The sequence below is a fragment of the Bradyrhizobium sp. AZCC 1577 genome (genome assembly GCF_036924575.1).
Classification (GTDB): Bacteria; Pseudomonadota; Alphaproteobacteria; order Rhizobiales; family Xanthobacteraceae; genus Bradyrhizobium.
Genome location: NZ_JAZHRQ010000001.1, coordinates 7399878 through 7424535, shown reverse-complemented (window position 1 = coordinate 7424535; position 24658 = coordinate 7399878). Strand labels below are relative to the sequence as shown.

The 24658-nt window shown below is 62.8% G+C and carries 30 protein-coding genes and 1 tRNA gene; 20 read left to right on the top strand and 11 right to left on the bottom strand.

The window, feature by feature from the left end; translation table 11 throughout:
• Nucleotides 1-4 precede the first annotated feature (4 nt).
• The 9 genes from V1278_RS35230 to V1278_RS35190 all read left to right on the top strand — a co-directional run bounded on the left by V1278_RS35230 (nt 5) and on the right by V1278_RS35190 (nt 6720).
• On the top strand, nt 5-829 hold the full coding sequence (locus V1278_RS35230; protein WP_334383862.1) for an alpha/beta fold hydrolase: 825 nt from the start codon (nt 5-7) through the stop codon (nt 827-829).
• Nucleotides 830-1038: 209 nt separating this feature from the next.
• Nucleotides 1039-2328 (top strand): UDP-N-acetylglucosamine 1-carboxyvinyltransferase, encoded by a 1290-nt coding sequence (murA, locus tag V1278_RS35225; RefSeq protein WP_334383861.1) that lies wholly within the window; start codon nt 1039-1041, stop codon nt 2326-2328.
• Nucleotides 2329-2346: 18 nt separating this feature from the next.
• Nucleotides 2347-2799, top strand: a complete 453-nt coding sequence (locus tag V1278_RS35220) for a DUF2948 family protein (protein ID WP_334383860.1) — start codon at nt 2347-2349, stop codon at nt 2797-2799.
• Nucleotides 2800-2911: 112 nt separating this feature from the next.
• On the top strand, nt 2912-4207 hold the full coding sequence (gene hisD, locus V1278_RS35215) for a histidinol dehydrogenase (protein WP_334383859.1): 1296 nt from the start codon (nt 2912-2914) through the stop codon (nt 4205-4207).
• Nucleotides 4204-4707: a UPF0262 family protein gene (locus tag V1278_RS35210; protein WP_334366408.1), complete on the top strand. Its 504-nt coding sequence runs from the start codon at nt 4204-4206 to the stop codon at nt 4705-4707. The genes hisD and V1278_RS35210 overlap by 4 nt, the downstream gene beginning before the upstream one ends.
• Nucleotides 4708-4782: 75 nt before the next feature.
• Nucleotides 4783-5250 (top strand): arsenate-mycothiol transferase ArsC, encoded by a 468-nt coding sequence (locus tag V1278_RS35205; RefSeq protein WP_334366409.1) that lies wholly within the window; start codon nt 4783-4785, stop codon nt 5248-5250.
• 403 nt (nt 5251-5653) lie between these two features.
• Complete coding sequence (locus V1278_RS35200) at nt 5654-6277, top strand: Maf-like protein (RefSeq protein WP_057845441.1); 624 nt, start codon at nt 5654-5656, stop codon at nt 6275-6277.
• Nucleotides 6267-6473, top strand: coding sequence for a DNA gyrase inhibitor YacG (gene yacG, locus V1278_RS35195; RefSeq protein ID WP_334383858.1), 207 nt, complete (start codon nt 6267-6269; stop codon nt 6471-6473). Before V1278_RS35200 ends, yacG begins: the two co-directional genes overlap by 11 nt.
• A 171-nt stretch (nt 6474-6644) precedes the next feature.
• A tRNA-Phe gene (locus V1278_RS35190) sits at nt 6645-6720 on the top strand.
• A gap of 149 nt (nt 6721-6869) precedes the next feature.
• Here V1278_RS35190 and V1278_RS35185 read toward each other — a convergent pair.
• On the bottom strand, nt 6870-7520 hold the full coding sequence (locus V1278_RS35185; protein ID WP_334369132.1) for a glutathione S-transferase family protein: 651 nt from the start codon (nt 7518-7520) through the stop codon (nt 6870-6872).
• 690 nt (nt 7521-8210) lie between these two features.
• Between V1278_RS35185 and V1278_RS35180 the strand changes: the two genes are divergently transcribed.
• Nucleotides 8211-9446, top strand: coding sequence for a CHRD domain-containing protein (locus tag V1278_RS35180; RefSeq protein ID WP_334383857.1), 1236 nt, complete (start codon nt 8211-8213; stop codon nt 9444-9446).
• Nucleotides 9447-9578: 132 nt separating this feature from the next.
• Here the strand turns inward: V1278_RS35180 and V1278_RS35175 are convergent, their stop codons facing one another.
• Nucleotides 9579-10556: a tripartite tricarboxylate transporter substrate binding protein gene (locus tag V1278_RS35175; RefSeq protein ID WP_334383856.1), complete on the bottom strand. Its 978-nt coding sequence runs from the start codon at nt 10554-10556 to the stop codon at nt 9579-9581.
• A 463-nt stretch (nt 10557-11019) separates the two neighbouring features.
• Between V1278_RS35175 and V1278_RS35170 the strand changes: the two genes are divergently transcribed.
• Both V1278_RS35170 and V1278_RS35165 read left to right on the top strand, forming a co-directional pair.
• Nucleotides 11020-11205: a hypothetical protein gene (locus tag V1278_RS35170; protein WP_334383855.1), complete on the top strand. Its 186-nt coding sequence runs from the start codon at nt 11020-11022 to the stop codon at nt 11203-11205.
• Nucleotides 11202-11411, top strand: coding sequence for a hypothetical protein (locus tag V1278_RS35165; RefSeq protein WP_334383854.1), 210 nt, complete (start codon nt 11202-11204; stop codon nt 11409-11411). Before V1278_RS35170 ends, V1278_RS35165 begins: the two co-directional genes overlap by 4 nt.
• Before the next feature lie 95 nt (nt 11412-11506).
• On the opposite strand, the gene V1278_RS35160 is transcribed toward V1278_RS35165, so the two are convergent.
• Together V1278_RS35160 and V1278_RS35155 are read right to left on the bottom strand one after the other, a co-directional pair.
• The gene (locus tag V1278_RS35160) at nt 11507-12454 is read right to left on the bottom strand and encodes an AEC family transporter (protein WP_334383853.1); all 948 of its coding nucleotides are present in this window, start codon (nt 12452-12454) and stop codon (nt 11507-11509) included.
• 376 nt (nt 12455-12830) lie between these two features.
• On the bottom strand, nt 12831-13430 hold the full coding sequence (locus V1278_RS35155) for a TetR/AcrR family transcriptional regulator (protein ID WP_334383852.1): 600 nt from the start codon (nt 13428-13430) through the stop codon (nt 12831-12833).
• A gap of 200 nt (nt 13431-13630) precedes the next feature.
• Between V1278_RS35155 and V1278_RS35150 the strand changes: the two genes are divergently transcribed.
• Both V1278_RS35150 and V1278_RS35145 read left to right on the top strand, forming a co-directional pair.
• On the top strand, nt 13631-14008 hold the full coding sequence (locus tag V1278_RS35150) for a tautomerase family protein (RefSeq protein WP_334383851.1): 378 nt from the start codon (nt 13631-13633) through the stop codon (nt 14006-14008).
• Nucleotides 14009-14066: 58 nt separating this feature from the next.
• Nucleotides 14067-14264, top strand: a complete 198-nt coding sequence (locus V1278_RS35145) for a DUF3606 domain-containing protein (RefSeq protein ID WP_334383850.1) — start codon at nt 14067-14069, stop codon at nt 14262-14264.
• A 165-nt stretch (nt 14265-14429) separates the two neighbouring features.
• Here V1278_RS35145 and V1278_RS35140 read toward each other — a convergent pair whose 3' ends face one another.
• Nucleotides 14430-14924 (bottom strand): YciE/YciF ferroxidase family protein, encoded by a 495-nt coding sequence (locus V1278_RS35140; RefSeq protein WP_213285631.1) that lies wholly within the window; start codon nt 14922-14924, stop codon nt 14430-14432.
• A gap of 122 nt (nt 14925-15046) precedes the next feature.
• Between V1278_RS35140 and V1278_RS35135 the strand changes: the two genes are divergently transcribed.
• Nucleotides 15047-15235, top strand: coding sequence for a hypothetical protein (locus V1278_RS35135; protein WP_028348083.1), 189 nt, complete (start codon nt 15047-15049; stop codon nt 15233-15235).
• Nucleotides 15236-15550: 315 nt separating this feature from the next.
• The gene (locus tag V1278_RS35130; protein ID WP_028348084.1) at nt 15551-15841 is read left to right on the top strand and encodes a hypothetical protein; all 291 of its coding nucleotides are present in this window, start codon (nt 15551-15553) and stop codon (nt 15839-15841) included.
• An 88-nt stretch (nt 15842-15929) separates the two neighbouring features.
• Here the strand turns inward: V1278_RS35130 and V1278_RS35125 are convergent, their stop codons facing one another.
• The 3 genes from V1278_RS35125 to V1278_RS35115 form a co-directional block, all read right to left on the bottom strand.
• Nucleotides 15930-16172 (bottom strand): PilZ domain-containing protein, encoded by a 243-nt coding sequence (locus tag V1278_RS35125; protein WP_334369133.1) that lies wholly within the window; start codon nt 16170-16172, stop codon nt 15930-15932.
• Nucleotides 16173-16293: 121 nt separating this feature from the next.
• Nucleotides 16294-17316 (bottom strand): aldo/keto reductase, encoded by a 1023-nt coding sequence (locus tag V1278_RS35120; protein ID WP_334383849.1) that lies wholly within the window; start codon nt 17314-17316, stop codon nt 16294-16296.
• A gap of 5 nt (nt 17317-17321) precedes the next feature.
• Nucleotides 17322-17747 (bottom strand): PaaI family thioesterase, encoded by a 426-nt coding sequence (locus tag V1278_RS35115; protein WP_334366420.1) that lies wholly within the window; start codon nt 17745-17747, stop codon nt 17322-17324.
• An 80-nt stretch (nt 17748-17827) separates the two neighbouring features.
• On the opposite strand from V1278_RS35115, the gene V1278_RS35110 reads away from it, so the two are divergent.
• From V1278_RS35110 to V1278_RS35100, 3 genes are all read left to right on the top strand, one after another.
• A complete protein-coding gene (locus V1278_RS35110) occupies nt 17828-18457 on the top strand; it encodes an NUDIX hydrolase (RefSeq protein ID WP_334383848.1) in 630 nt (209 codons plus the stop codon).
• 139 nt (nt 18458-18596) lie between these two features.
• On the top strand, nt 18597-19577 hold the full coding sequence (locus tag V1278_RS35105; protein ID WP_334366422.1) for a Bug family tripartite tricarboxylate transporter substrate binding protein: 981 nt from the start codon (nt 18597-18599) through the stop codon (nt 19575-19577).
• A gap of 87 nt (nt 19578-19664) precedes the next feature.
• Nucleotides 19665-20858 (top strand): hypothetical protein, encoded by a 1194-nt coding sequence (locus V1278_RS35100; RefSeq protein ID WP_334383847.1) that lies wholly within the window; start codon nt 19665-19667, stop codon nt 20856-20858.
• Nucleotides 20859-21056: 198 nt separating this feature from the next.
• Here the strand turns inward: V1278_RS35100 and V1278_RS35095 are convergent, their stop codons facing one another.
• The gene (locus V1278_RS35095; RefSeq protein WP_334383846.1) at nt 21057-21362 is read right to left on the bottom strand and encodes a hypothetical protein; all 306 of its coding nucleotides are present in this window, start codon (nt 21360-21362) and stop codon (nt 21057-21059) included.
• A 199-nt stretch (nt 21363-21561) separates the two neighbouring features.
• Here V1278_RS35095 and V1278_RS35090 point away from each other — a divergent pair, with 199 nt between their 5' ends.
• Nucleotides 21562-22041 (top strand): hypothetical protein, encoded by a 480-nt coding sequence (locus V1278_RS35090; RefSeq protein ID WP_334366425.1) that lies wholly within the window; start codon nt 21562-21564, stop codon nt 22039-22041.
• A gap of 7 nt (nt 22042-22048) precedes the next feature.
• Here the strand turns inward: V1278_RS35090 and V1278_RS35085 are convergent, their stop codons facing one another.
• Together V1278_RS35085 and V1278_RS35080 are read right to left on the bottom strand one after the other, a co-directional pair.
• The gene (locus V1278_RS35085) at nt 22049-23266 is read right to left on the bottom strand and encodes an EAL domain-containing response regulator (protein WP_334383845.1); all 1218 of its coding nucleotides are present in this window, start codon (nt 23264-23266) and stop codon (nt 22049-22051) included.
• Between the two features lie 426 nt (nt 23267-23692).
• A complete protein-coding gene (locus V1278_RS35080; protein WP_334383844.1) occupies nt 23693-24652 on the bottom strand; it encodes a TAXI family TRAP transporter solute-binding subunit in 960 nt (319 codons plus the stop codon).
• Nucleotides 24653-24658 lie beyond the last annotated feature (6 nt).

Genomic DNA, 24658 nt, shown 5'->3' with positions numbered 1-24658 from the left:
CATAATGCCCACCATCACTACCAAAGACGGCGTCGAGATCTTCTACAAGGATTGGGGCAAGGGTCAGCCCATCGTGTTCAGCCACGGCTGGCCGCTGTCGGCGGACGATTGGGACGCGCAGATGCTGTTCTTCCTGAACAACGGTTTTCGGGTGATCGCCCATGACCGGCGCGGCCACGGCCGCTCCAGCCAGGTGGCCGACGGTCACGACATGGATCACTACGCCGACGACCTTGCGGCGCTGACGGCGCATCTCGATCTCAAAGGCGCCGTTCACATCGGCCATTCCACCGGTGGCGGCGAGGTGGTGCATTACATCGCCCGCCACGGCGAGAGCCGGGTCGCGAAGGCGGCAATCCTCAGCGCCGTGCCGCCGCTGATGGTGCAGACGCCGGCCAACCCGGGCGGACTGCCCAAGGAAGTGTTTGACGGGTTTCAGGCGCAGCTCGCCGCGAGCCGCACGAACTTCTATCGCGATATCGCGGCCGGTCCGTTCTACGGCTACAACCGGCCGGGCGCCAAGCCGTCGGAAGCCGTCATCGAGAACTGGTGGCGCCAGGGCATGATGGGTGGTGCGAAAGCGCATTACGACGGCATCGTCGCCTTCTCGCAGACCGATTTCACCGAGGACCTCAAGAAGATCAATGTGCCGGTCTTGGTGATGCACGGCGACGACGACCAGATAGTTCCTTACGAAGACTCCGCGCCGCTGTCGGCGAAGCTTCTGAAGAACGGCACGCTGAAGACCTACAAGGGTTTTCCGCACGGCATGCCGACCACGGAAGCCGCGACGATCAACGCCGATTTGCTGGCGTTTATCAGGTCGTGAAGCTTGGTCATTCCGGGATGCGCCTCTTGGCGCAGGCCCGGAATCCATTGGGCCGCAAGCGCTAGAGGAGAAATGGGTTCCGGGCTCGCGCTTCGCGCGCCCCGGAATGACGACGGCTGATTTGCCCACCCCATCAAATCGCCGCAAATATCGCTGCTTCTGCTGCGGGACGCACCCGATCATAAATTGTGCACAGCAGAGGGCATGGCATGGACCGCATTCGTATTGTCGGCGGCAGCAAGCTCAACGGCACCATCGCGATTTCGGGCGCGAAGAACGCGGCCCTGCCGCTGATGATCGCGGCGCTACTGACCGAGGAAACGCTCATCCTCGACAACGTGCCGCGGCTTGCCGACGTCGCGCAGTTGCAGCGCATCCTCGGCAACCATGGCGTCGACATCATGTCGGCGGGCAAGCGGCAGGGCGACGGCCAATATCAGGGCCAGACCCTGCACATCTCCGCCGCCAACATCATCGACACGACGGCGCCTTACGAGCTCGTGTCGCGGATGCGTGCCAGCTTCTGGGTGATCGCGCCGCTGTTGGCGCGCATGCATGAAGCGAAAGTCTCGCTGCCGGGCGGCTGCGCCATCGGCACCCGGCCGGTCGATCTCCTGATCATGGCGCTGGAGAAGCTCGGCGCCGAGCTGACAATCGACGGCGGCTATGTGGTGGCGAAAGCGCCCGGCGGCCTGCGCGGGGCTGCGATCGATTTTCCCAAGGTGACGGTGAGCGGCACCCATGTCGCGCTGATGGCGGCAACGCTCGCCAAGGGCACGACTGTTATCAGCAACGCCGCCTGCGAGCCCGAAATCACCGACGTCGCCGACTGCCTGAACAAGATGGGCGCGCGCATCAGTGGCGCGGGCACGCCTCGCATCACAGTCGAGGGCGTCGAGACGCTGCACGGCGCCCGCCACACGGTGCTGCCTGACCGGATCGAGGCCGGCACCTATGCGATGGCGGTCGCCATGACCGGCGGCGACGTACAGCTTTCCGGCGCCCGCCCCGAACTGTTGCAGTCGGCGCTCGACGTGTTGGAGCAGGCCGGCGCCAACATCACCGTCAACAATGACGGCATTCGTGTCGCCAGAAACGGTGCCCCGATAAAGCCGGTGACAGTGTCGACCGCGCCGTTCCCGGGTTTTCCGACCGACCTGCAGGCGCAATTGATGGCGCTGATGGCCTGCGCCGGCGGTTCCTCGCAGATCACCGAGACGATCTTCGAGAACCGCTTCATGCATGTGCAGGAACTGGCGCGGTTCGGTGCGCGGATATCGCTGGATGGCGAGACCGCGACCATCGACGGCATCGCAAAGCTGCGCGGCGCGCCTGTCATGGCGACCGATTTGCGGGCGTCAGTTTCGCTGGTTATCGCAGGCCTTGCCGCCGAGGGCGAAACCATGGTCAACCGCATCTATCACCTCGACCGTGGATTCGAGCGGCTGGAGGAAAAACTTTCGGCCTGCGGCGCGTTGATCCAGCGCATCAGCGATTAGGGGGCTATTGAGGATTCTATGCCGGCGGACCCGCTCAAACTGATTGCGCTCGACGCCGACGATCTCGCTGTTATATCGGCCCATGTGCAGGACGCCCGCGTTTTGGCCTCCGATATCGTCTGGCGGCAGGGCGAAAAGCGGCTGGTGGTCGGCATGAGCCGGCTGGACTGGGAGCAGACGCTGTCAGGCGGAACCGAACCGCGCCGCTCGATCGCGGCACTGCGCTTCGACCGTGTGCTGGCCTGCAAGTCGCGCAACATCGATCTGCAGCGGCGTGAAGCGACGCTGGAACTGGTCGGGATCGAATTCCACCCGGGCGAGGCCCCCAGCGGCAGCGCGCTTCTCCTGTTCAGCCATGGCGAGGCGCTGCGGCTGGACCTCGAGTGCCTGGAATGCGAGCTGACCGACCTCGGCACCGACGATCTCGGCACCAGCGATCTGGCGATAGCGCCGCTGGGGCCGGAGGGGTAGGGGTATCCCCTCTATCGTCGTCCCTGCGTTCGCAGGGACGACGTGGAGGGTTGACGGCCCTTGGCCGCCGCGCCATTGAGCAGGGGCCTCCGACGTCTCTCAGAAAGCCGCCATGCCCGTTCGCCTGGATATCAGCAGCGCCGATTTCGATCCGAAATTCAAGCAATTCCTCGCCGCCAAGCGCGAGGTGTCGGCCGACGTCGAGCGCGCTACGAGGGCCATCGTCGACGATGTGGCCGCGCGCGGCGACGCCGCCCTGATCGAGGCGACCAGGAAATTCGACCGGCTCGAGCTTGCGGCCTCGGGCCTGCGCGTGACCGCGGCCGAGATCGACGCCGCCGTGAAGGCCTGCGATGCCGCGACCGTCGACGCGCTGAAATTCGCCCGCGACCGGATCGAGGCCTTCCACCAGCGGCAGTTGCCGAGGAACGAGCGTTTCACCGATCCGCTCGGCGTCGAGCTCGGCTGGCGCTGGAGCGCGGTCGATGCGGTCGGCCTCTACGTGCCCGGCGGCACGGCGGCCTATCCGTCTTCGGTTTTGATGAACGCGGTGCCGGCCAAGGTCGCCGGCGTGCCGCGCGTCGTCATGGTGGTGCCGTCGCCGGACGGCAAGCTCAATCCGCTGGTGCTGGCGGCCGCCCATCTCGGCGGCGTCTCCGAAATCTATCGCGTCGGTGGCGCCCAGGCGGTGGCGGCGCTGGCCTATGGCACGGCGACGATTGCGCCGGTGGCCAAGATCGTCGGCCCTGGCAACGCCTATGTCGCCGCCGCCAAGCGGCAGGTGTTCGGCAAGGTCGGCATCGACATGATCGCGGGTCCTTCGGAAGTGCTCGTCATCGCCGACGCGACCTCCAATGCCGGCTGGATCGCCGCCGATCTGCTGGCGCAGGCCGAGCATGACGCCAGCGCGCAGTCGATTCTGATCACCGACAGCGCAGACCTGGCCACCGAGGTCGAGCGCGCGGTGGAGTCGCAACTCGCGACGCTGCCGCGCGCCGAGATCGCGCGGGCCTCGTGGAACGATTTCGGCGCCATCATCATGGTGAAAGAGCTCGACGAAGCGGTCGAGCTGGCGAACGCGATCGCGGCCGAACATCTGGAGATCATGACCGCGGATGCGGAAGCGCTCTCGGCAAAGGTCCGCAACGCCGGCGCGATCTTCCTCGGCGCCCACACACCGGAAGCGATCGGCGACTATGTCGGCGGCTCCAATCACGTGCTGCCGACCGCGCGCTCGGCGCGGTTTTCGTCGGGGCTCGGCGTGCTAGACTTCATGAAGCGCACTTCGATTCTCAAATGCGGGCCGGACCAGTTGCGTGCGCTGGGGCCCGCCGCGATGACCTTGGGCAAGGCCGAGGGTTTGGATGCCCATTCACGCTCCGTCGGATTGCGCCTCAATTTGCCATGAACAAGCCGCCACCAGACGATGACCAGCACAATCGCATCGTCGCGGTGACGCTCGACGAGGAATCGATCGGGCGTTCCGGCCCCGATATCGAGCATGAGCGGGCGATTGCGATCTACGACCTGATCGAGCAGAACCTGTTCGCGCCGGAAGGCGCGGTGCAGGGGCCGTATACGCTGCACATCGCCATTACCGGCAACCGCCTGATGTTCGACATCCGCCACGAGGACGGCACGCCCCTGGTGGCGCATTTGCTGTCGCTGACGCCGTTCCGGCGGATCGTGAAGGACTATTTCATGATCTGCGACAGCTACTATCAGGCGATCCGCACCGCCACGCCTGACAAGATCGAGGCGATCGACATGGGCCGCCGCGGCATCCATGACGAAGGCTCGCGCACGCTGCAGGAGCGGCTGAAAGGCAAGGTCCGCGTCGATTTCGAAACCGCGCGCCGCCTGTTCACGCTGATCTGCGTGCTGCACTGGAAGGGGCAGGACGCATGACGCCGACCCAAAGGACCGCGTTAGCGCAAAGTGCGCAGCGGTTTTCGGATCACGCCATGCGAGAAGCCTGACCGCATGGAGGCGCCGCCCCGCGCGCGCAATCCGCAGGCCGTGCTGTTCGCATGCGGGCTGAACAGCGTGCGCTCGCCGATGGCGGCGAGCCTGCTGCAGCAGATGTTTCCGCAAGGACTCTATGTGAAATCCGCCGGGGTCAAAAAGGGCGAGCTCGATCCGTTCGCGGTCGCCGTGATGGCCGAGCTCGGCCAGGATATTTCCGGCCACAAGCCGACGACGTTCGAGGAGCTCGAGGATTGGGAAGGGCTCAATTTCGACCTCATCATCACGCTGTCGCCGGAAGCCCACCACAAGGCGCTGGAGCTGACGCGCACGCATGCCGCCGACGTCGAATACTGGCCGACGCCGGACCCGACCGACGCGGAAGGCAACCGCGAGCAAAAGCTCGCCGCCTATCGCGACGTCTGCGACGGGCTCATGATGCGCATCCGCCGCCGGTTCTCCAAGGCGGGCGCGGCGAGCGGGTAGCCGTCCCGGAGGCGAACCGCCGGCCGGCGTTCCCCGGACGCTGCGCGACACGAAGTGTTGGGCTGCTGATCCGGGGTCCATCTCAGCCATAGGTCCCGGCTCTGCCTCGCGTCACTGCGTGCCGCGCCGCGTCCGGGACACGAGACGGCGAGCGGGTAAAGCTCTCGCCGTCGTTCCTGCGAAAGCAGGAACCCATACCCCGCAGCCAAGGGATTTGAGGAAGTGCCAATCGCCACTGTCATTCCCATGATAACCGCCTGTGGTTATGGGTCCCTGCGTTCGCAGGGACGACGGAAGAACCAAAGTCCTTACAACCACTTGTTCCCCGGTTGTGGAATGGAGTGCCTTCCGATAGGTTCCGCGCGCGATCCATCCGAATCCTTATCTCCCCGACACATCCAGCATGCTTGGCCGTCCCAAACTCGTTCTTGCTTCCGGTTCGCCGCGGCGGCTCAGCCTGCTCAACCAGGCTGGCATCGAGCCCGACGCTCTGCGCCCGGCCGATGTCGACGAGACCCCGAAGCGGGGCGAGCTGCCGCGCGCCTGCGCCAATCGGCTGGCGCGGGCCAAGGCCGACGCAGCGCTGAAATCCGTTCACCTCGACGACGAGCTGCGCGGCGCCTTCATCCTGGCCGCCGATACCGTGGTTGCGGTCGGCCGCCGTATTCTGCCGAAGGCCAATCTGGTGGATGAGGCCGCGCAGTGCCTGCGGCTGCTCTCGGGGCGCAATCATCGCGTCTACACCGCGATCTGCCTGGTGACGCCGAAGGAGGCGTTCCGCCAGCGCCTGATCGAAACCCGCGTGCGCTTCAAGCGTTTGAGCGAGGATGACATCCAGGCCTATATCGGCTCCGGCGAATGGCGCGGCAAAGCCGGCGGCTATGCCGTGCAGGGCATCGCCGGCTCCTTCGTGGTCAAGATGGTCGGCTCTTACAGCAACGTCGTTGGCCTCCCTCTCTACGAATCGGTCACGCTGCTCGGCGGGGAGGGCTTTCCGATCCGCTTCGGCTGGCTCAATGCCAGTTGACGGCCCCAAGGACGGCCCGAAGGATACCGGCGCGCCCAAGCCGCCGCGGAAACCTTGCCCGGTCTGCGGCAAGCCGGCCGATCCGGCCACGCTGCCGTTCTGTTCCAAACGCTGCCGCGACGTCGACCTGAACCGCTGGCTCTCCGGCCGCTACGTCATCCCCGGTCGCCCCACCGACCCCGAAGACGCCGAATAATGGTGATTCGCCAAATGTTTGGGGATGAGCCCGAAGCGGGGCTCGCCGCGCCGAAGCCGCAGGCGAAGGCGGGCCGCGCCCAGCGAAGCCTTTGGCGAAGCTGGGTGGACACGGCCGCCCGACCTCTCTATAAACCGCCCGCTCGGTGCGGCCTTCTAAGCCCTCGGGTATGCCCAGGTAGCTCAGTTGGTAGAGCATGCGACTGAAAATCGCAGTGTCGGTGGTTCGATCCCGCCCCTGGGCACCAAAATTCTCCTAAGGTCTTGTCGATCCTCAGAGTGGTATCCGGGCGAGCTTCCGCGCGAGCTGTTCGCGCAACCCGTTGCGGACGTTCTCAGCGAACGTTTATCACCGGGCATTCGCTCCGATGGGGTCAAGTAACCCGAAGCGGCCTCGTCAGCCGCTCGATGCGGCGGTGAAAACCGCCAGTTGAGCGTCGAAAGCACGCTTATATGCGGGCCGCGCTTCGCCGCGGGCGACATAGTCGGAAAGGTTCGGATATTCATCCAGTATGCCCGAAGATTTCAACCTGAGCAGCACCGACACCATCATCAGATCGCCCGCGCTGAACGCGCTATCGAGCCAGTCGGCGTCGCTCAGGCGAGCGGAAAGTTGTTTCAACCGATCGCGGACGCGGTTCTCGACCAGAGGCAGACGCTCCTTAGACCAGGGCTTGTCGCCCTCCAGCAACCTGGCGGTTACGAGTTCGAGGATCGGCGGTTCCACCGTGTTGACCGCGGCAAACATCCATGTGATCGCGCGCGCCCGCGCATTGGCATCGTCCCGCAGCAGGCCCGCATGGCGCTCGGCGATATGGAACACGATCGACCCTGTCTCGAACAGGGCGAGATCGCCTTCCTCATAGGTCGGAATCTGTCCGAAAGGATGAAGCGCGAGATGCGCGGGTTCCTTCATCGCTTCGAAGGAAACAAGGCGAACGTCGTAAGGCTGGCCCACTTCTTCAAGCGCCCAGCGAACGCGCATGTCACGCGCCAGACCCTTGCCGCGGTCGGGCGACCGTTCAAAGGCCGTGATGGTGGGGATCATTGGCAGGCTCCGGCTGATCGCATGACGCTGTCGAGATTGATGAGCGTGATTGCGACGATCTTTCTCATGGTTGGATATTCCGTTCTTGCGGTTTGCATCCAGAGGACGAACGACCGGCGCGGCTCCCGACAACTTGCCTCGCTTTCTTTGTTCATGGGATTTCGCGGCCGCCACCGGCGAACGACCTGAAACCCTTCCGCCAGCGAAGGCGTGAAGCAGATGCAGCAGGCCCGGATGAGCCAACGGGTCGCGCGAATGCGCGCCCGATGACAGGCTCCGCGATGTCCGGGAGTTTTCATTGATATCCCCATCCCCGCATGTCGCTTCGCTCATGAGGGCTACTTGCTGATGGTTCCAAGGTTGTGCGCGATCGAGATGTGCACGCTGGGTGGCACCAGAGCACAAGCTCAGCGTCGGCAACCGGACATTGCATCACAATGCCTCGATCGCGCAAAAGGGTCACAATAGCGCCCGGTCGATGGCCTACAGCGGCGAACCTACCTTGGCGCGATCCAGCGGTCCCTTGTTCTCGGCCGAAATACCGCGAGAAGGACAACGCGCCGATTCCGCGATAGCGGAGCGACGCGGCGCCTAGTTCATGCCGGCGCGAGCCGGGTGCAACATCTGCCACATGTGCAGGCCGGCGTCGCTGGCCGCCCGACCTGCTGAGCAAAAGAGCAGGAGGCTCTCATGTCCACAGCGTTCCGCGTGGTTCTCGAAGGCTCTCAGGAAGTCCCCCCGAACAACTCGACTGCAAGCGGTCTCGGCACTGTTATCTTTGACAGCACGGAAATTGCCGCGAGCTATACGTTTCAGATCGAGGGCGTCGATTATGGCCCGATTACGGGCGGTCCCGCCCAGACGCCGTCGACCGACGACGACGTCATCTCCACGCATTTTCACAATGAAGTGCGAGGAGCAAACGGGCCCGTTGTCTTCGGGCAGATCAACCCGGCACAGGACGAAGATGATCTCAACATCGCCCTGAATGTGGATGGCTCCTGGACGGTAAGCGGTCGATGGGAGACGACGGACCCCGCCAGCGTTTCAATCACTGACTTCGCCGACGAATTCGGCTCAGCTCCGGTGGGATCGGAGATCCCGATCTATTTCAACGTCCACACGAATCAATTTCAGGGAGGCGAGATCCGGGGTCAGTTGATCGCAATCGCAGACGACAACGACAACGTCGTCGTCGGAACGCCGGGCGACGATTTTCTTCCCGGGCTCGGCGGCAATGACATCATCCGTGGCCTCGCCGGAAACGACAGGCTTGAAGGCGGCGACGGCGACGACATTATCAGGGGCGGCCAGGGAAACGACGATATCAATACAGGCGCTGGCAATGACCTGGTTTTCGGCGGCCGCGGCAACGATACCGTCGGCGGTATGGCCGGAGCGGATACAGTCTTCGGCGGTGCCGGCGATGATTCCATCGTCTGGAACGACCCTACCGGCGACGTCGTGTTTGGGGACGCCGGGAATGATACGCTGCGCGGCGGCGACGTTGCCGCCGACACGATCTTTGGTGGTAACGGTGACGACCTCATCCGGGCGGTCGCCAACCAGCAGTTGGCGGATCACGCACCCGACCGTCTCTTCGGAGACCGCGGGAATGACACCATCTTCGGCGGCAATGCTGGTGATACGATCGAAGGCGGCGCCGGCGACGACAACCTCGCCGGTTTCGGTGGGGCCGATCAGTTTATCTTTCGCGAGTCTGGAGGCAATGATACCATCACCGACTTCGACGTAACGCAGGACGTCGCAGTGTTGGAAGGCTTTGGAGCCGACTTCAACCCGCTGGACAATCTGAGCGCTGGAGCTTCGGGTACCACCCTTGATCTCGGCGGGGGCGATCAGGTGCTGTTCTTGGGCCTTCTTCCGAACGAGTTGAACGCCGCGAATTTCCTCGTGACCGCTTGAGGTGGCGCGGGCGGGCCGGATCTACGGCCCGCCCTCAGTTCCCTCTTGGCGATTGCCGTCGTCTCGCACAATTCCCGATTTCGACGTCGAGCTCAACGAGGGCCAAGATGGTGTGCCCAGCGTGACGCCCTCTCACTTCTGCTCTTGCGCGCGCATCTCTTCCGCGAATGGCCGCAGCGCTTGGTTCATGTCGTCGAGACGCTTCTGCCATTCTGCGCCGGGCATGAACGCGAGAACGGGGGCGTCGCCGGGTGAGCTCTTGATGTATTCAGGATCGCGCAAGCCGTCCGCAATCGCAGCTTCAAGCTTTCTGGCGACGTCGTCTGGAACGGCCTTCGGTACGGCGAAGCCGCGTTCTGCGGTCATCGTGACCGGGATGCCTGCTTCCTCTGCCGTCGGAACGTCGGGGAGTGACGGAGAACGCTGCTTCGACAGAATTGCAATCGCGCGGAGCTGTCCCTTGTTGGAGCCGTGCAGCTCGGGAATTTCGCTGAGGCTGACAATTCCAACCTGCAAATGGCCGCCCAAAAGATCGGTCCTTTGCGCGGCCGTTCCGCGATAGGAGATTTCGTTGGGCTCGACGCTGGCAGCGTTCGCCAACATGCGAATCGCCAGATGTCCGTTCGTGCCCGCACCATTATGGCCGAACGTTACCGAACCCGGCTTGCTGCGCAGCGCAGCCAGAACGCCCGCAACGCTTGCAAGCTTGCTTTCTGAGGGCACTACGATCACGCTGGGATCGTCGACCACGCGCGCGACCAGACGGATTTCATCCATGCTGTACTGGGTCTTTCGCGTCATCGGAATGAAGTTATAGCCTGGCACATTGACCACGCCCATCGCGTAAGCATCCGGCGCGGCGCGGGCAATCGTGGCAAACGCGATCTCTCCGCCGGCACCAGGCTTGTTCAGCACAACAAACTTGGCCTTGCCGCCCAATCTCTGCTCGACGAACGGCAGCAGCTTGCGCGCCATGACGTCGGTTCCGCCACCGGGAGCAAAACCGATGACAACTTCGATCGGCTTGTCGTCCGGCCATCCCGCCCAAGCTGGCCCGCAAGCTACGACCCCAAATGCTGCTGCAACCAGCGCGACGACCCTAACATGCATGACATTCCACCCTTTTCTTGTTGTTGGAATTGCCCCGCCGCCTTACGCAGCGCGACCGACGATCTACGTGTGTCGCTTGTATCTGTTCGGCTTGGCGACGAACAGCGAACAGCAAGCATAGCCGCATGAGCGAGGCGGCCATCCGGCTTTTGGTTTGTGCCGATCCCTTATCGAGCCTGTCATCACTGCGCGAGCGCAATTGCGCTCGTCGCGGGGCATGCGTTCGCGCGGACCCGTAACCTCATGCGGGCCTACTTGCTGCATGCGTTGGAAGATCGCATTCACAGCCAACCCTGCGGAAGCAAATGTTGTGGTGTTTGGATGCCGGCGCCCGGTCACAAGCTTTTTATTCCTCGTTACCACCTGCACCGCTTCTAAGTTGGAGTTGGGATCTTAGATTCGGATGAAATGATTTTCATCATCTCATGGTGGAACTGCTCTCTAATCAAGGTTTGGAGTGAACATGGGTGAAGTTATTCGATTTGTCCCGAAGTCTGAGCGCGAGCGAGCGCGCTTAATTCGAGAAGCCCGCGCGACATATGACAGCATCTTCCCGCCGGCTGAACCGGTCAGCGAGCAGCAGGGCAAGGCACCGATCGGTCATTCGGTCGCCGGCGTCAATCGTGGCGATAGGAGTCTCCTGTCGTGATCAAGATCATCGCCGTGCTATGCAGTCTCTCCTCTCCGACAAACTGCCACGAGCAGACCGTCACCACTTCGGACTTCGTCGCCTTGTCGGTGCGGTCCTGCCTGATGGGCGCGCCGCAGCTCGCCGAGTGGATGAAGCAGCATCCGGCCGAGCGCCTGGCGGCATGGCGCTGCGTGATTGGCAAACAGGATGGCAGGGGAGCTTAGGGAGAAATTACAAATTCCGGTGACAGTGCACCAAACGTTCCCTTTTGATTTAGTGCACTATCCGGCCATACACACGCGCTTAGCGCCTCGGCGTCTTAGCCCGCCTGTGCCGAGAGTCCTGGAAGGGCGTAGAGCCAGCCCAGCAGCGTCGCGACCGACAGCAGCGTCGTGATCGAAACCGTGGCTGCGACCAGCGGTTCCTCCACCTTGTACTCGCCTGCCAGGATATACACCGTCTTGGCGGTCGGCACGGCGGCACAGATGACAGCGGCGATCGTGTAGAGCGGATTGAGGCCTGACGCCACACACATGCCGTAGACGATTAACGGCATGATCATGAGCTTTACGGCCGCGAGCACGATGGACGCTCTGAGGTTCGAGCGTATTCCTTCAACCGAGAGGCCGAGCCCTATGGCGAAGAGAGCGCACGGCGTGAGCGCGGCCGCGAAGATGTTCATATAGGCCGCGAGCGGGGCCGGAATCGGCAGGCCTGTGATCGCCCACGCCAGACCGATCAGGGTTGATAGCACCATCGGATTGAGCACGATCTGCTTCACAAGGACGACGGAGCGTGCCGCTTTCCCGGGCGCGCCGCGTCTCTCGCTTTCCAGGAGGATGACAGTCACGGGGAACATCACCCCCGCCACGAACACGGTTGCGATGGCGGCGGGCAGAACGGCAGGCTGCCCGTAGATGGAGTGCAGGATCGGCAGCGCCACGAATCCGGTATTGGTCATCGCCGCCGTCATTCCATGGATCGTACTACTGGCGACGTCGCGCCCCCACCCCACGCGAACTGCCAGAAAGACCAGCGCGAAACACAGGATGGAGCCACCGCCAAATGCCAGCAGAAAGCGCCATTCCAGAAGATTACGTACCGACTCCTGCGCGATGGTGACGAACAGCAGCGCCGGCATCGCGACGTTGTAGGCGAAATGCACGAGCCCGTCGGCCAGCGACCGCGATATGTAGCCAAGCCAACCCGCCAGCCAGCCTGTGACGATAATCGCAAACACAGGAAGGACCAGATCGGCGACTTCCATCTTGGTCTCCCCTTGCAGCGCCGCTCTGATCAGGCGCGTTGTGAGCACAGCCTAGCATATTGCGCTGAGCGTGGTTGCTGGTGGCGCACGCTGACTGACCATCGCCGATTCGGTATCTATGACGACGGTTCAGCGTCTTGCACCAACTTTGTGCACGACCGATTCAGTGGGGCTCGTGTCGGCTGTCGGCGCATAGCGGCCATATCTAGCGAGCCATGCACCGCTGGTCCGATGGGAACTCGTCGGAAAAACATCAAGAGAGTATGGGAAAGGGAAAGTGAATTACCCTGGGCCAGGGTTATTTCTTCGGCAAGCCCGCCGTTGGGCGAACTCTTGCTGCAAGGCCTTGCCGAGAGCAAGCCGTGGCTTAGCAGGCCTACCGACTTGCCTTGCCGAGCATGAGCTCAACCGTGTGCCTCGCAATCTTCCGAAGCTGGGCCTCATCGCCAAAAGCGCGTTCGAGCACGGCCAATCCGCGCGTCACGGTGACGATGTGTAGAGCCGCGGACTCGGGGTCGCCGTTGAACTCGCCTCGCTTGATGCCCTCTGACAAGGCTTCCTGAACCAGGTCGGTGATGCGCGTCACCAGATCCGCGAAGGTTTTACGCGCGTTCTCATCCAGCCCTTCGCCTTCGACCGACGCCAACTCCATCAGTCCTCGCGTGGTGGGGCATCCGCGGGGCGGCGAGCCAGAACGAAAGTTTTCTATGGTTAGATCGAAAAATGCCGTGAGGCGCTTTCGCAAGGCCCCGGAGCCGAGCGCCTTTTCGACAGTGCCGAGATATTCGCTCGCATAGCGCTCGTAGGCGCAGAGAAACAGCGCTGCCTTGCTGCCGAAGGCATTGTAGAGACTGCCGCGCTGGACGCCGGCGTCACGCGCAATGTCTGACAGCGACGTGCCGCGCACCCCCTTGCGCCAGAATTGATCGAACGCGATGCGCAGGACGTCGTCGTGGTCGAACTCTCGCGGTCTCATGTTTGCCTCCCCGCATCCCATCGGTTCGATGCCGCTACCTGACGAGCGTCAAAAAATATTTGACACGACGTCAAGAACGTGGTTTTGAACGCTATGTTAAAAACGTGTCGGGCTGGATAGCTCATTTCGTGGTGGCCCGCCACTTGCGGGAGCCGCTGCTGTGGTGCGCATCCGCGTGACGCTTTCTGAAAGGATCCGCGATGCCGCTCATTCACATCTCACTGCGCGCGGGAAAGCCGGAAGCCTACCGGCAGGCGATCTTCGACAGCCTTTACCGCGCGATGCGCGAAACGCTCGACGTGCCTGAAGATGACCAGTTCATGACCATCACCGAGCACGACGCGGCGAACTTCCGCTACGGCGATGCCTATGGCGTCGCGCGGAGCGATGATGTCGTGTTCATCCAGATCACCGTGTTCAACACCCGCACTCCGGAACAGAAGAAAGAGCTGTTCCGGCGCACGGCGGGGTTGCTCGCCGAAAGCCCCGGCATCCGGCCGGAGAACGTGTTTGTGAACGTTCTCGAGGCCGCGAAAGAGAATTGGTCGGTCGGACACGGCCTCGCGCAATTCGCGTGATCCGGAACTCAGTTCCATATCTCGCGTTGCGCTGCGGGGCATTCGGAGAAAATGCGAAATGGCGAAGAAAGCGAAGAAGTCGCTGCGCGGACGCAATCAGGATCGTGCGCGCGTGGCCGGCGGGCAGAGTTACGAGGTACGGTACATCGCAAAGAAAACCCGCAAGTCGGCCTCGGCCGTGAAGAAGGCTGTCAAGAAGGTCGGCAGCAGCCGCAAGCGGGTGGTGAAGGCGGACGCACACCCTCTCGCTGTTTGATAGTTGAATCGGAAACCAGGAGCAGCGGACCTAAATCCCGAACACGCCGAAGATCGCGCCGGAGATCGCCGCGATGACGCTGTCAGCGCGTGTCGCCGTCCTGAGCGGCAGCGTCACATTCGCGGACGCTGCACCTCATGCTGGCGCGAGCGCCAGCAGCGCCGGTCACGCCGCCAGCGCATCCGGATTGACCTCACCCTTGGCGATATCGGTGAGTAGCGCATCGATCTCTTTCTCTTCCATCAGGCTCTCGTGCAGCGTCGCCTGGTCGTTGCGCAATTCCAACTGACCGGCCAGCGCGGCGGCCGAGCCGTAGGCGGCGATTTCATAGTGCTCGAGCTTCTGGGCGGATGCGATCAGGCCGGCATCGCGAAGATCATCGCCCTCCAGCATGCCGAGCATCTTGCGGGTCTCACGGATGAGCGCCTCCATGGCCTGGTCGACATGCGCCGTCGGGTCAGCACCATGCTGGCGAAGGATGGCGACAAGGCGGTGCTTCTGTGTGACCGTCTCCGCGTGATGGTCCACCAGCGCGTCCTTGAGTGCCGGGTGGGATGCTGCCGCCGCCATCCGCAGCAGTGCTTCCGCAAGCTGGTCCTCGACGCTCACCAGTTCCTGCAGTTCGGCAATGTACATATCCTTGAAATTCTTGATCTCCATGGCGAAATCCTTCTCTCAGGATGCGTGTGAGGCGACGTCATTCCAACGAGGCCGCGAGGCATCTGGTTCCGGTCCAAGACCTGATCTCCAAGACCTGATCTCAAGACCCAGGAGGTGCTGCGATGACGGAATGGTACTTTGTCTGGGTGGAAGGCCTGCGAGGGCCTGCGCCGCAGAAATGGTCATCGGATGGGCTTTGGGGGCAGGTCGGGCGTCAGGATGTCATCGTGCGTTTTGCGCTGAGCGACGAGGAAGCGCATCTGCCGCTCGACGAACTGGCAAGGCGGCATCCCATTCCCGACGGGAAATAGTTGGTGGCAGTCACGCGGTGGATCGCCGGAACTTCCCCGCTGGTTCCCTGCGATTTCAAAATGCCTTTCTGCGGAACATTGCGAATTTAATTTCGTTGCTGGCTTGAAGCGGCGCCAAGAGGCACCACTGTCCCGACTTCAATTCGGCGTGCTTGCGGAATTGAAAGCGAAGCTGCGAGCCGGCGCGTGACGCCGGTGGGGACGAGCGATCAGGATCCGACACGCTTGACGTCAATTCCCTCCGCAGAAGAGCCGCGCGCGGTCAAGGCCGTCACGCGGTGCTCACCAACCAGAAGCCAAGTAAGGAGATCGTGCATGAAATTGAACTCGGCACAGGTGGAACGCGCTCTGACGCAATTCGAAGCCCAGGCGCTTCCCGACGATCATCCGGTGGTTCCGCAGCTAGCCAGCATGTTTGGGGATCATACATTCTTCCTCGACAGCGGCGGGCTCAACGTCCTGGAGCCGACCGAGGCTTCCGAGCGGGAAACCACAATCGGCATGATTGTAAACCTTGCTTATTGGAGCGATGAGACGCTGACGAAATTGTCGCCACACGAGCCCGAGCCGACAGGCGTGATCGTCAGTCTCGAATCCAGACACTGACCCTTCGAGTCCGGGACTCGGCGTGTGTTTCAGACGATTCGTCGTGCGCGGTCGCGTGCCGCGCGCGACGGGTGCTGGAGTGCGCCGGTCAGGTTTCGAAATGAACCCCGATCCGCGTCTCTTTTCGCCACACGACGCGGCACGGCACATGGATGTGGTCGGCTTCGATCACCAGCGTGAAGCGTTCGGGAATGCCGACCGGGGAGATCACCTCGAGCGCAGCGCCGGTTTCGGAGAGGTTGCGCACTGTGCAATCGATGACGGCGCCGCCAAACGAAATCTTGCCCGCCTTCAAGAGCCGACGCCGTGGCGCTATCCTGTGCTCGTCCACCACATGGACCTCCCACCTAAACAGGGAAGTTCTCTACGGGCGAGGTTACTATCCCGTTACCGAGCGTTCCAACCCGGATGCAACGCCAAGTCGTGGGCCGCCGCGGGACCGCCGCTTCCGCTCAGCGAGCTTGGCCGCCCGTTCGCGCCCGCCGGCCCTCGATCGGGTAGGCCGGATCATTGAACCCCGGCGTCGAGGGATGGCCGCTCACCACCAGCCGGTCGACCAGCGCCTCGTCCTCAGCCGTGAAGCGATAGTCCAACGCCTCGATGTAATCATCCCATTGCTGTTCGGTCCGGGGGCCCGCGATCACCGCGCTCACGAATGACGAATTCAGCACCCATGAAACCGCGAATTGCCCGGCGGTGATGCCGCGCGCTTCGGCGTGCCGCTTGATCTCCTGGGCGAGCCGCAGCGATTCCGGCCGCCATTCGGTCTGCATCATGCGCTTGTCGGCGCGCCCTGCACGCGTGTCCTGGTCGGGCGCCGCATCCGGCCTGTACTTGCCGGTCAGCACCCCGCGCGCCAAGGGGCTATAGGGCACGATGCCGAGGCCGTAATAGCCGCAAGCCGGAAAGTGCTCGACCTCCGGCATCCGGTTCATGGCGTTGTAATAGGGTTGGCTGACGATCGGGCGATCGATGCCGTTGTTGTCGCAGATGTTGCAGATCTCGGCGACGCGCCAGGCGCGGTAGTTGGAGACGCCAAAATAGCGGATCTTGCCCTGGCGCATCAAATCGCCCATCGCGCGCACCGTCTCTTCCAGCGGCGTCGCGTGGTCCTCCTTGTGCAAATAATAGATATCGATGAAATCGGTGCCCAGTCGTTGCAGGCTCTCTTCCGCCGCCTGCATCACCCAGCGCCGCGACAGCCCGCCGTGATTGGGATCTTCGCCGATCTGGTTGGCAAGCTTTGTCGCCAGAATCCAGTTCGTGCGATTGTTTGAAATGGCACGGCCGACCACCTGCTCGGACTGGCCGCCATTATAGGCATCCGCGGTGTCGATGAAGTTGACGCCGGCCTCGCGCGCCTTCGCAATGATGCGCGACGACGTGGCTTCATCGGTCGGGCCGCCGAACATCATGGTGCCCAGGCAGATCGGTGAAATCTTCAGGCCGCTGCGGCCGAGTTGGCGGTATTGCATTGGGGTCAACCCTCGCTCTTCAATATCTTGAACACGCCGCTCGCCATCGCGATACAGCGTTTGTCGACTGTCACTTCTGTCGTGATGAAAATAAGGCTGCGGGTGGAGCGCACCACGTGCGGCCTCGACACCAAAACCTCTCCGATCTTGCCGGCTTCGACAAAGTGCGTATCGAGCTGCACGGTCGCCAGCGTCGGCTTGCCCGAGACGAAGCGGGCGGTCATGCCGCAGGTGCGGTCGGCGAAGGTCATGATGACGCCGCCTTGTACCAAGCCGCGGCGGTTGTGGTGCTTGTCCTCGGTGGCAAGCGCGTATTCATGCGTGCCGTCGACGACGCGCTGCCACAGCGGGCCGATCAGGTGCAGGAAGCCGGAGGTTTCGACGATCTTCCAGCCGTCGGATTTGAGCTTGTCCGCGGCCTTGACTGTCATGTCGTGCTTTCCGTTTCCTGCGGGCTATCTTGCTGTCCGGGGTCATTTCATCTGATGCGCTGGTGTTGTAGTCAAGCGGGATGGCCAGGCCATTTGACGATACCACACGGCGGAATATTGCGGAGCTTTGCGCGGCATTTACGCGGGCGCCCTCGCAGCGCGCAGAGCCTGAGCTGAAGCGCGCCGCAGTTGCCATCGCGTTGACGGAAGCCGAGAGCGGCCCGGGCACCACATTTCTGTTGACCCGCCGCGCCGCAAGCCTGCGCGCCCACGCTGCCCAATGGGCGTTGCCGGGCGGGCGCTGCGACCACGGCGAGACGCCGGCGCAGGCCGCGCTGCGCGAGCTCCACGAAGAACTCGGCGTCGGCCTCGGCGAAAGCGATGTGCTCGGCCTGCTCGACGATTACCCGACGCGCTCAGGCTATCTGATCACGCCGGTGGTGGTCTGGGTCGGTACAAGCGCCGATATCATCCCCAATCCGGCGGAGGTCGCCTCGGTGCATCGCGTTGCGCTCGATGACATCGAGCGAGCCGACGTCTTCAGCTTCACCAGGATTCCCGAAAGCACGCGGCGCGTGATCCGCTTCCGCCATGCCGGCCAGCACATCCACGCGCCAACGGCGGCGCTGATCTATCAATTTGCCGAAGTGCTGGCGGGCCGCGAGACCCGTGTGGCCGAACTGGAGCAGCCGGTGTTCGCCTGGAAATAGAGTCGGCGCTAGCCGCCGAAGCGGCTGCTCATCTCACCATGTGAGAGAGCGGGCTCACGCAGCGCGGGTTGCGGATGTCGGCGGTTTCGGAGACGATAGCTGAGTCAAGAAGAAGAACAGATCCGGGAGTCGCCCCACCATGTCCATCGGGAGAAAGTGGCTTTGCGTCGCAGCCGCCATGCTCGGCTTGAGCGCAGCAACAGACGTTTCGCAAGCTCAAACCTATCCCGCCCGCGCCATCACGCTGGTCATTCCGTTCGCGCCCGGCGGCAGCACCTCGATCGTCGGCCGCGCCATTGCCGACAAAATGAGCGAGATACTCGGCGAGAAGGTGGTGGTCGACAACCGTCCCGGCGCTGGCGGTACGGTCGGCACCAAGGCGGTCGCGAAAAGCGATCCCGATGGCTACACGCTGCTCCTGGGTTACACCGGCACGCTCGCCATAGGCCCCTCGCTCTACAAGAACCCCGGCTACGATCCGCGCAAGGACTTTGCGCCGATCGGCATGATCGGCAACGCGCCGAATTCGCTGGTGGTGCATCCGTCATTCCCGCCAAAGAGTGTCGCCGAGTTGATTGCCCATGCGAAGGCCAATCCTGACAGAGTCAATTTCGGCTCGGCCGGCGCCGGCACCGCGAGCCACATTACCGGCGAATATTTCGCCCGCGCCGCCGGCATCAAGCTGGTGCATATTCCCTACAAGGGCACCGGCCCGGCGTTGACCGATCTCCTCGGCGGCCACATCCCGATGGCGTTTGCGCCGATTCCGGCCTCGCACGCCAACGTCTCCGCCGGCAAATTGCGCGCACTTGCGGTCAGCAGCACCACGCGATCGAGCCTGTTGCCCGACGTGCCGACGCTGATGGAGGCGGGGCTAGCCGGCTTCGACGCTTCGCTCTACTACGGTCTCGTCGCGCCCGCCGGCACGCCGCGGCCGATCGTCGACAAGCTCAACAAGGCGCTGCGCGACGCGCTCGCCTCCGACGAGGTGAAGAAGCAGTTGGGCAATGACGGCACCGAAATCACCCCCGGCACGCCGGAAGACTATGCGGCCTTCATCGACAAGGACGAGAAGAAGTGGTCGCAGCTAGTGAAGGCCAGCGGCGTCGAGCAGGAGTGACTTTCTCCCTTCTCCCGTTGTGGGAAAGGAAAAAGAGTCGCTCCCTTTCGGGGCTGACATCGCGGCGGCGCTTGCTACAACCGTGCCATGCGCCTGCCATTGATTCGCATGGGTTCCGGATTAGCTGCGCTCGCGCTGCTGGCGAGTGCACCGCCTGCCGTGGCGACGGAGCCGCTCCCTCCCTCAACCGCCGACGCCATGGCGCAAGCCGCCTCGCCGCAGGCGATGGCCGAATACCGTCGCAAGCTGAAAGAGTATCAGGAAGCCCGCGCCGCGTTCGAAGAGGAGGCGGGCGTCTATTGGGCCTCAATCTCCGAGAAGCGAAAGGGCCGTAACGCCAAGCGCCGGGAACGCCAGGCCATCACGCTCAACGATTACGTGCTGACACAGCCGCCGGTCTACACCGGTCCGAAGCGCCCGGTCAGTCCCGAGCCGGAAGAAGAAAAGCCGCCGCGCGAGCGCAAGCCGCTGCCGGTGGTCGCCGATTTTCTTAAAGCGGCTGCCGAGCATTTCCAGTTCACGCCGCAACGGCCGGCAACCGAAGTCGAATTCAAGCGCGCCTATGCCCGCTACGCGCTGGCCGCGGGATTGACGCGTGAGCAGGCGGTACGGGTCTACTCGTTCGAGACCGGCGGTAGCGGCAATTACGACATGCAGTCGGGGCTGAACCCCTCGAAACCGGGCTCGCGCGCGATCTCGACCGCGATCGGCTACAATCAGTTGCTCACCACCAACAGCGTCGAGCTTTTGGCCGAACAGGGCCACGAAATCATCAAGGAACTGACGGCAAGGGCCGCGATGCTGTCGGGCGCGCCGCGCAAGGCGATGGACCACAAGCTTGCCGTCTTGAAAAGGATGGTGGCGTTTACGCGCACCGTGCCGGATACCTGGTCCGAACATGAGAAGCTCGCCAATACCCCGCAGGGCTGGGCCGTGCACGCCATGGTGCTCGATATCGACGTCGGACCGATGCTGCAGACGCACAAGCTGCTGACATCGGTCCATTTCGCGCGCGCCAAGGGCTACAATCGTCCGCTGACGGCGGCCGAGCTCGAAATGATGAACCTGACCGGCGACGGCACCGGCCTCGACATGGTCACCATGCCGCAGGCGATGCGCGAGCAGGTGCCGACCTCGAATTTCTTCCAGCGTGGCGGCTACGAGCGCAACCCGGTCGCAATCCGCCATAACACGGTGGCGAAACTATTGGCGATCACCGACGAGCGGATGGATTTCAACTCCAGCAAGCCCGGCGCGAAGGAGTTGGCGACGGCATTTTAGTTTTACCCTCCCCTGGAGGGGGAGGGTCGGCTCACATGAGCGCAGCGAAATGTGAGACGGGGTGGGGTGATCTCTCAACTCGGGCACCGATCGTGGGGTGAGACCGTCATCCCACCCCGGCGAGCATCTTGCTTTGCGCGATGCTCGCCGACCCTCCCCCTCCAGGGGAGGGTAAGTCAGCGCCAGCCTCGTAGCGCCTCACTCCGATCCGAACATGAACTTGCCGTCGCTTTCCAGATAGGGGCCTGAGCGCATGTAGAGCTGCCCGTTCTGGCCAAGAAAGAACAACGTGCCCCTCGGCACTTTCTTGGCGCCCTTCAATAGCAAGCCGGCATTATTGGTGCCCAGCTTGTAGGCGAGTGTCTTGCCGTCCCTGCCGTAGGCGTAACCCATGTCCGACTTCAATTCCCAAGGAGTCGGTGCCGCGCCTTGCGCTAATGCCGATGTCGCCAACCCCGTCAGTACGGCCACCGTCAAAACCGTCTTCGTTGAAATGCACGTCATCATCCATCCTCCCCACAGCCATTCGGCTTCTTGCCCCATGCTTTGAACAAATCACGAACGGCGTCGTGCCGTCAATCTGCACCTTCGACGCATCACACGGCTCTTGAGACTTTGTGATTTCCCGCGTCCGACTTCGCGACTATGTTCGCCTTTCCGGCAACAAGCATGCATTGCGAAAAACGTCATAGGGATGGTCAGGATGAACCACGTCATGAAGATCGGTCTTGGTGTTGCGCTATCGTTCATGACGCCGGCTCAAGCAGCAGAGGCTGACAACTTCAAGCTGTCCAACAACCAGCGAATCGCCTGCAGTCGGGGATTGAGCGCGGGCAAGCTCAACACCGCGACCTGCAAATCCTACGCTTACGTGTTCAACACCAAGACGTCAGAGTATTTCCGCTGCCAGGTCTCGATGGCGCTGACGCGGGACAACAAGGAAGTCATCAACGTGCAGGCCGACGGCGGCTGCACCAAGAAGCCGCGTATCTTCGATGCCGATTCGAGTTATTCGTTCGATGCCACCGAAACCGAGGGGCCGAACACCAATTCGTTCTTCGGCCCCGGCGGCTATGCGGTGTGGGCCAGCGACAACAATAATCTGAAGGTGCGCGGCTGCATCATCATCTCGTCCGGTCTCGGCTCCGACATCGCGAAATGCATCGACATGAAGTTCGAGTGAGCTTCGCTCAGGGAGCCTTCTCGGGGTCGGCTGCAAGCTGAGGGCGCGACCGCGCGAATTTGCGCACGCCGACGGGCTTGCCGAACAGATGGCCCTGAATCAGATCGAACCCCATGTCGTGCGCGGCAAGGTAATCGGCGCGCGTCTCGATGCCCTGGGCGACGGCGCGAGCGCCGTTGTCTTGGGCCAGTTCGACGATGCGTCGGCATACCGTCTGCTTCAGCCGATCGTCGGCGCAGCCCTTGACGTATTGCTGGTCGACCTTCAGCTCGATGAACGGGAAGCTCCGAAGCTCCAGCAGCGACGGCCATTCCGCGCCGACATTGTCGATGGCGATCGCGATATTGTGCAGGCGCAGCCGTCTTGCGGTGTCCACTGCGAGATCCGGATGGTCGACCACCTCGCTGCTGTTGATCTCGATCAAAAGTCCGCCGAACGCCGGATGGGCGGGCATGGCGCGGCACAGATCGCGCACCGCCGCTGCGTCTTCGAAGAACGATATTGGCAGGTTGATCGAGAGGTCGACCGGGCCCTGGCTCTCCAGCAGATAGCGCCAGTCCTCGATCGCGCGGCCGATCACGAATTCGGAAAGCTTGCGAAAATGCGGATCCTTGTCGTCGGGAATGAAGTAGGCCGGCGGGACCACGCCCCAGGCCGGATGCCGCATCCGGACCAGCGCCTCCGCTCCGCTGGGGACCAGCGTGCGGGTGTTGATCTTCTGCTGATACCACAATTCGAGCCAGCCGGCCTTCAACGCCTCGGCGACGTCGACGGCCGGGCTTGGCGCCGGCTCGGCAGGCAGCAGCGTCGCGAGGCTGGCGCGCAGGCTCGCCGCGCCGAACGGCGTCGGCAGGGAGGGCAGCATGGCAATGCCGTATTCTTCGCCAATTTGCCTGACGGCCTTAACCATGATCGTGTCGGGTTGACCGATCACGAGAACCTTGCCGCGGAAATTTTTCCGGACGATTGCCTCGAGAATTTCGCCGACATTGATCCCGTCGGCGCACACGCTGAGCACGATCAGGTCCGGCTGCTCCGCCTGCAGTACGCCTGCCAAATCGCCGGCCTGGCCGCATTCGCAGGTGACGAACCCGAGATCCTCGAGAGCGTCGGAAAGAAACAATCGCAGGTGCTTTTTGCTGTCGACGACGCACGCTCTGGGCGCCAGCTTCCGGTGCCCAAAGTGCGCCGCGCGCGAATACTCGACAACGTTGATTTGCTCCATGCCACCCTCCCACTAGATACCCCAACGCCAGTGGTACATCGGCGTTGCGGTCGCAATCATGGAATTTTGCGGCAGGTCACATGATTACTTCAGTAGGGTTAAAGCAGCAGACACGAATAAAATTTTAGGGAAACTGTTGCCGCGACGCAGCCAACCAGCGCCCGGGCAACTCGACGGGGTCATTTCATCGGCTTCAACGCGCTGATGCCCGGCTTGGGCAACATTTGATCAGCCTCGCGTGTTAACGCCTGTGGTCGCTCGCCGGCGCCGCGAGGTTCGCGGCTTAGCGAACGTCGCCTGAACGCTCCTCGCAGGAGCAGCAATGCCGCAACGCTCACAACCCTTTCATTGGCCAAAAGAATGACCGCGGTCCTCGGCAGACCGCGGTCACTGATGACGCAAGCGAATTGGCTCCAGCACGCTGCCTTAGCCGCCGATGCCCTTCTCCTTGAAGTACTTCAACGCGCCAGGATGGAACGGGATCGGCGAGCGGTCCTGCACCTGGTTGTCGAGTGAAAAACTCTCGGCTTCCTTGTGCACGGCAACAATGTCGGCCTTCTTCTCCACCAACGTCTTGACGATGGTGTAGGCGTCCTCGTTGCTCATCTTGTCGCCGGTGACGATCAGATTCCAGACGTCCGTGATGGAGTTGTCCTTGTCGTAGCCGGGATACGAGCCCGCCTTGATCTTACTTGACGAGTAGAGCTTGCCGTATTTGGCATTTATCTTCTCGGCCAGATCGCCATGGTCGATCAGCTTCATCTTCAGTCCCGGCGTCGCCGCGAGATCGGTGATTGCAGCGGTCGGAATGCCGCCGACCCAGAAGAAGGCGTCGATCTTGCGGTCCTTGACTGCGTTGACGGATTCGGCGACGCCGAGCCGTTCGCGCTTCATGTCCTTGTCCTTGTCGAGGCCGGCCGCCTCGATGACGCGGAATGCCATCACTTCGGTGGCGCTGCCGGGCGAACCCGTCGAAACGCGCTTGCCCTTGAGGTCTGCCATGGTCTGGATGCCGGTGCCTTCCACCGTCACCACATGCATGCGGTTCGGATAGACCACGAGCAGCGCCTGCAGCGGCACCTTACCGCTCTTGAACTTGTCCTGCCCTTGCAAAGCATCGAGCGCGGCATCGGCCATGGTGAAGGCAAGCTCGCTTTTTCCCGCGCCGATCAGCTTGAGGTTGTCGACCGAGCCGCCGGTGACCTCGGCCGTGGCCTGCACGTTGGGAAGGTTCTTCGAGAGCACGTTGGCAACCGCGCCGCCGAGCGGATAGTAGACGCCGCCGGTGCCGCCGGTGCCGATCGACATGGTTTTCTGCTGCGCATGGGCTGCGCCGGCAAAGGCGAGCCCCAGAGCCATCGCCAGTATCGCTGTGGTCTTTTTCATTTTTTG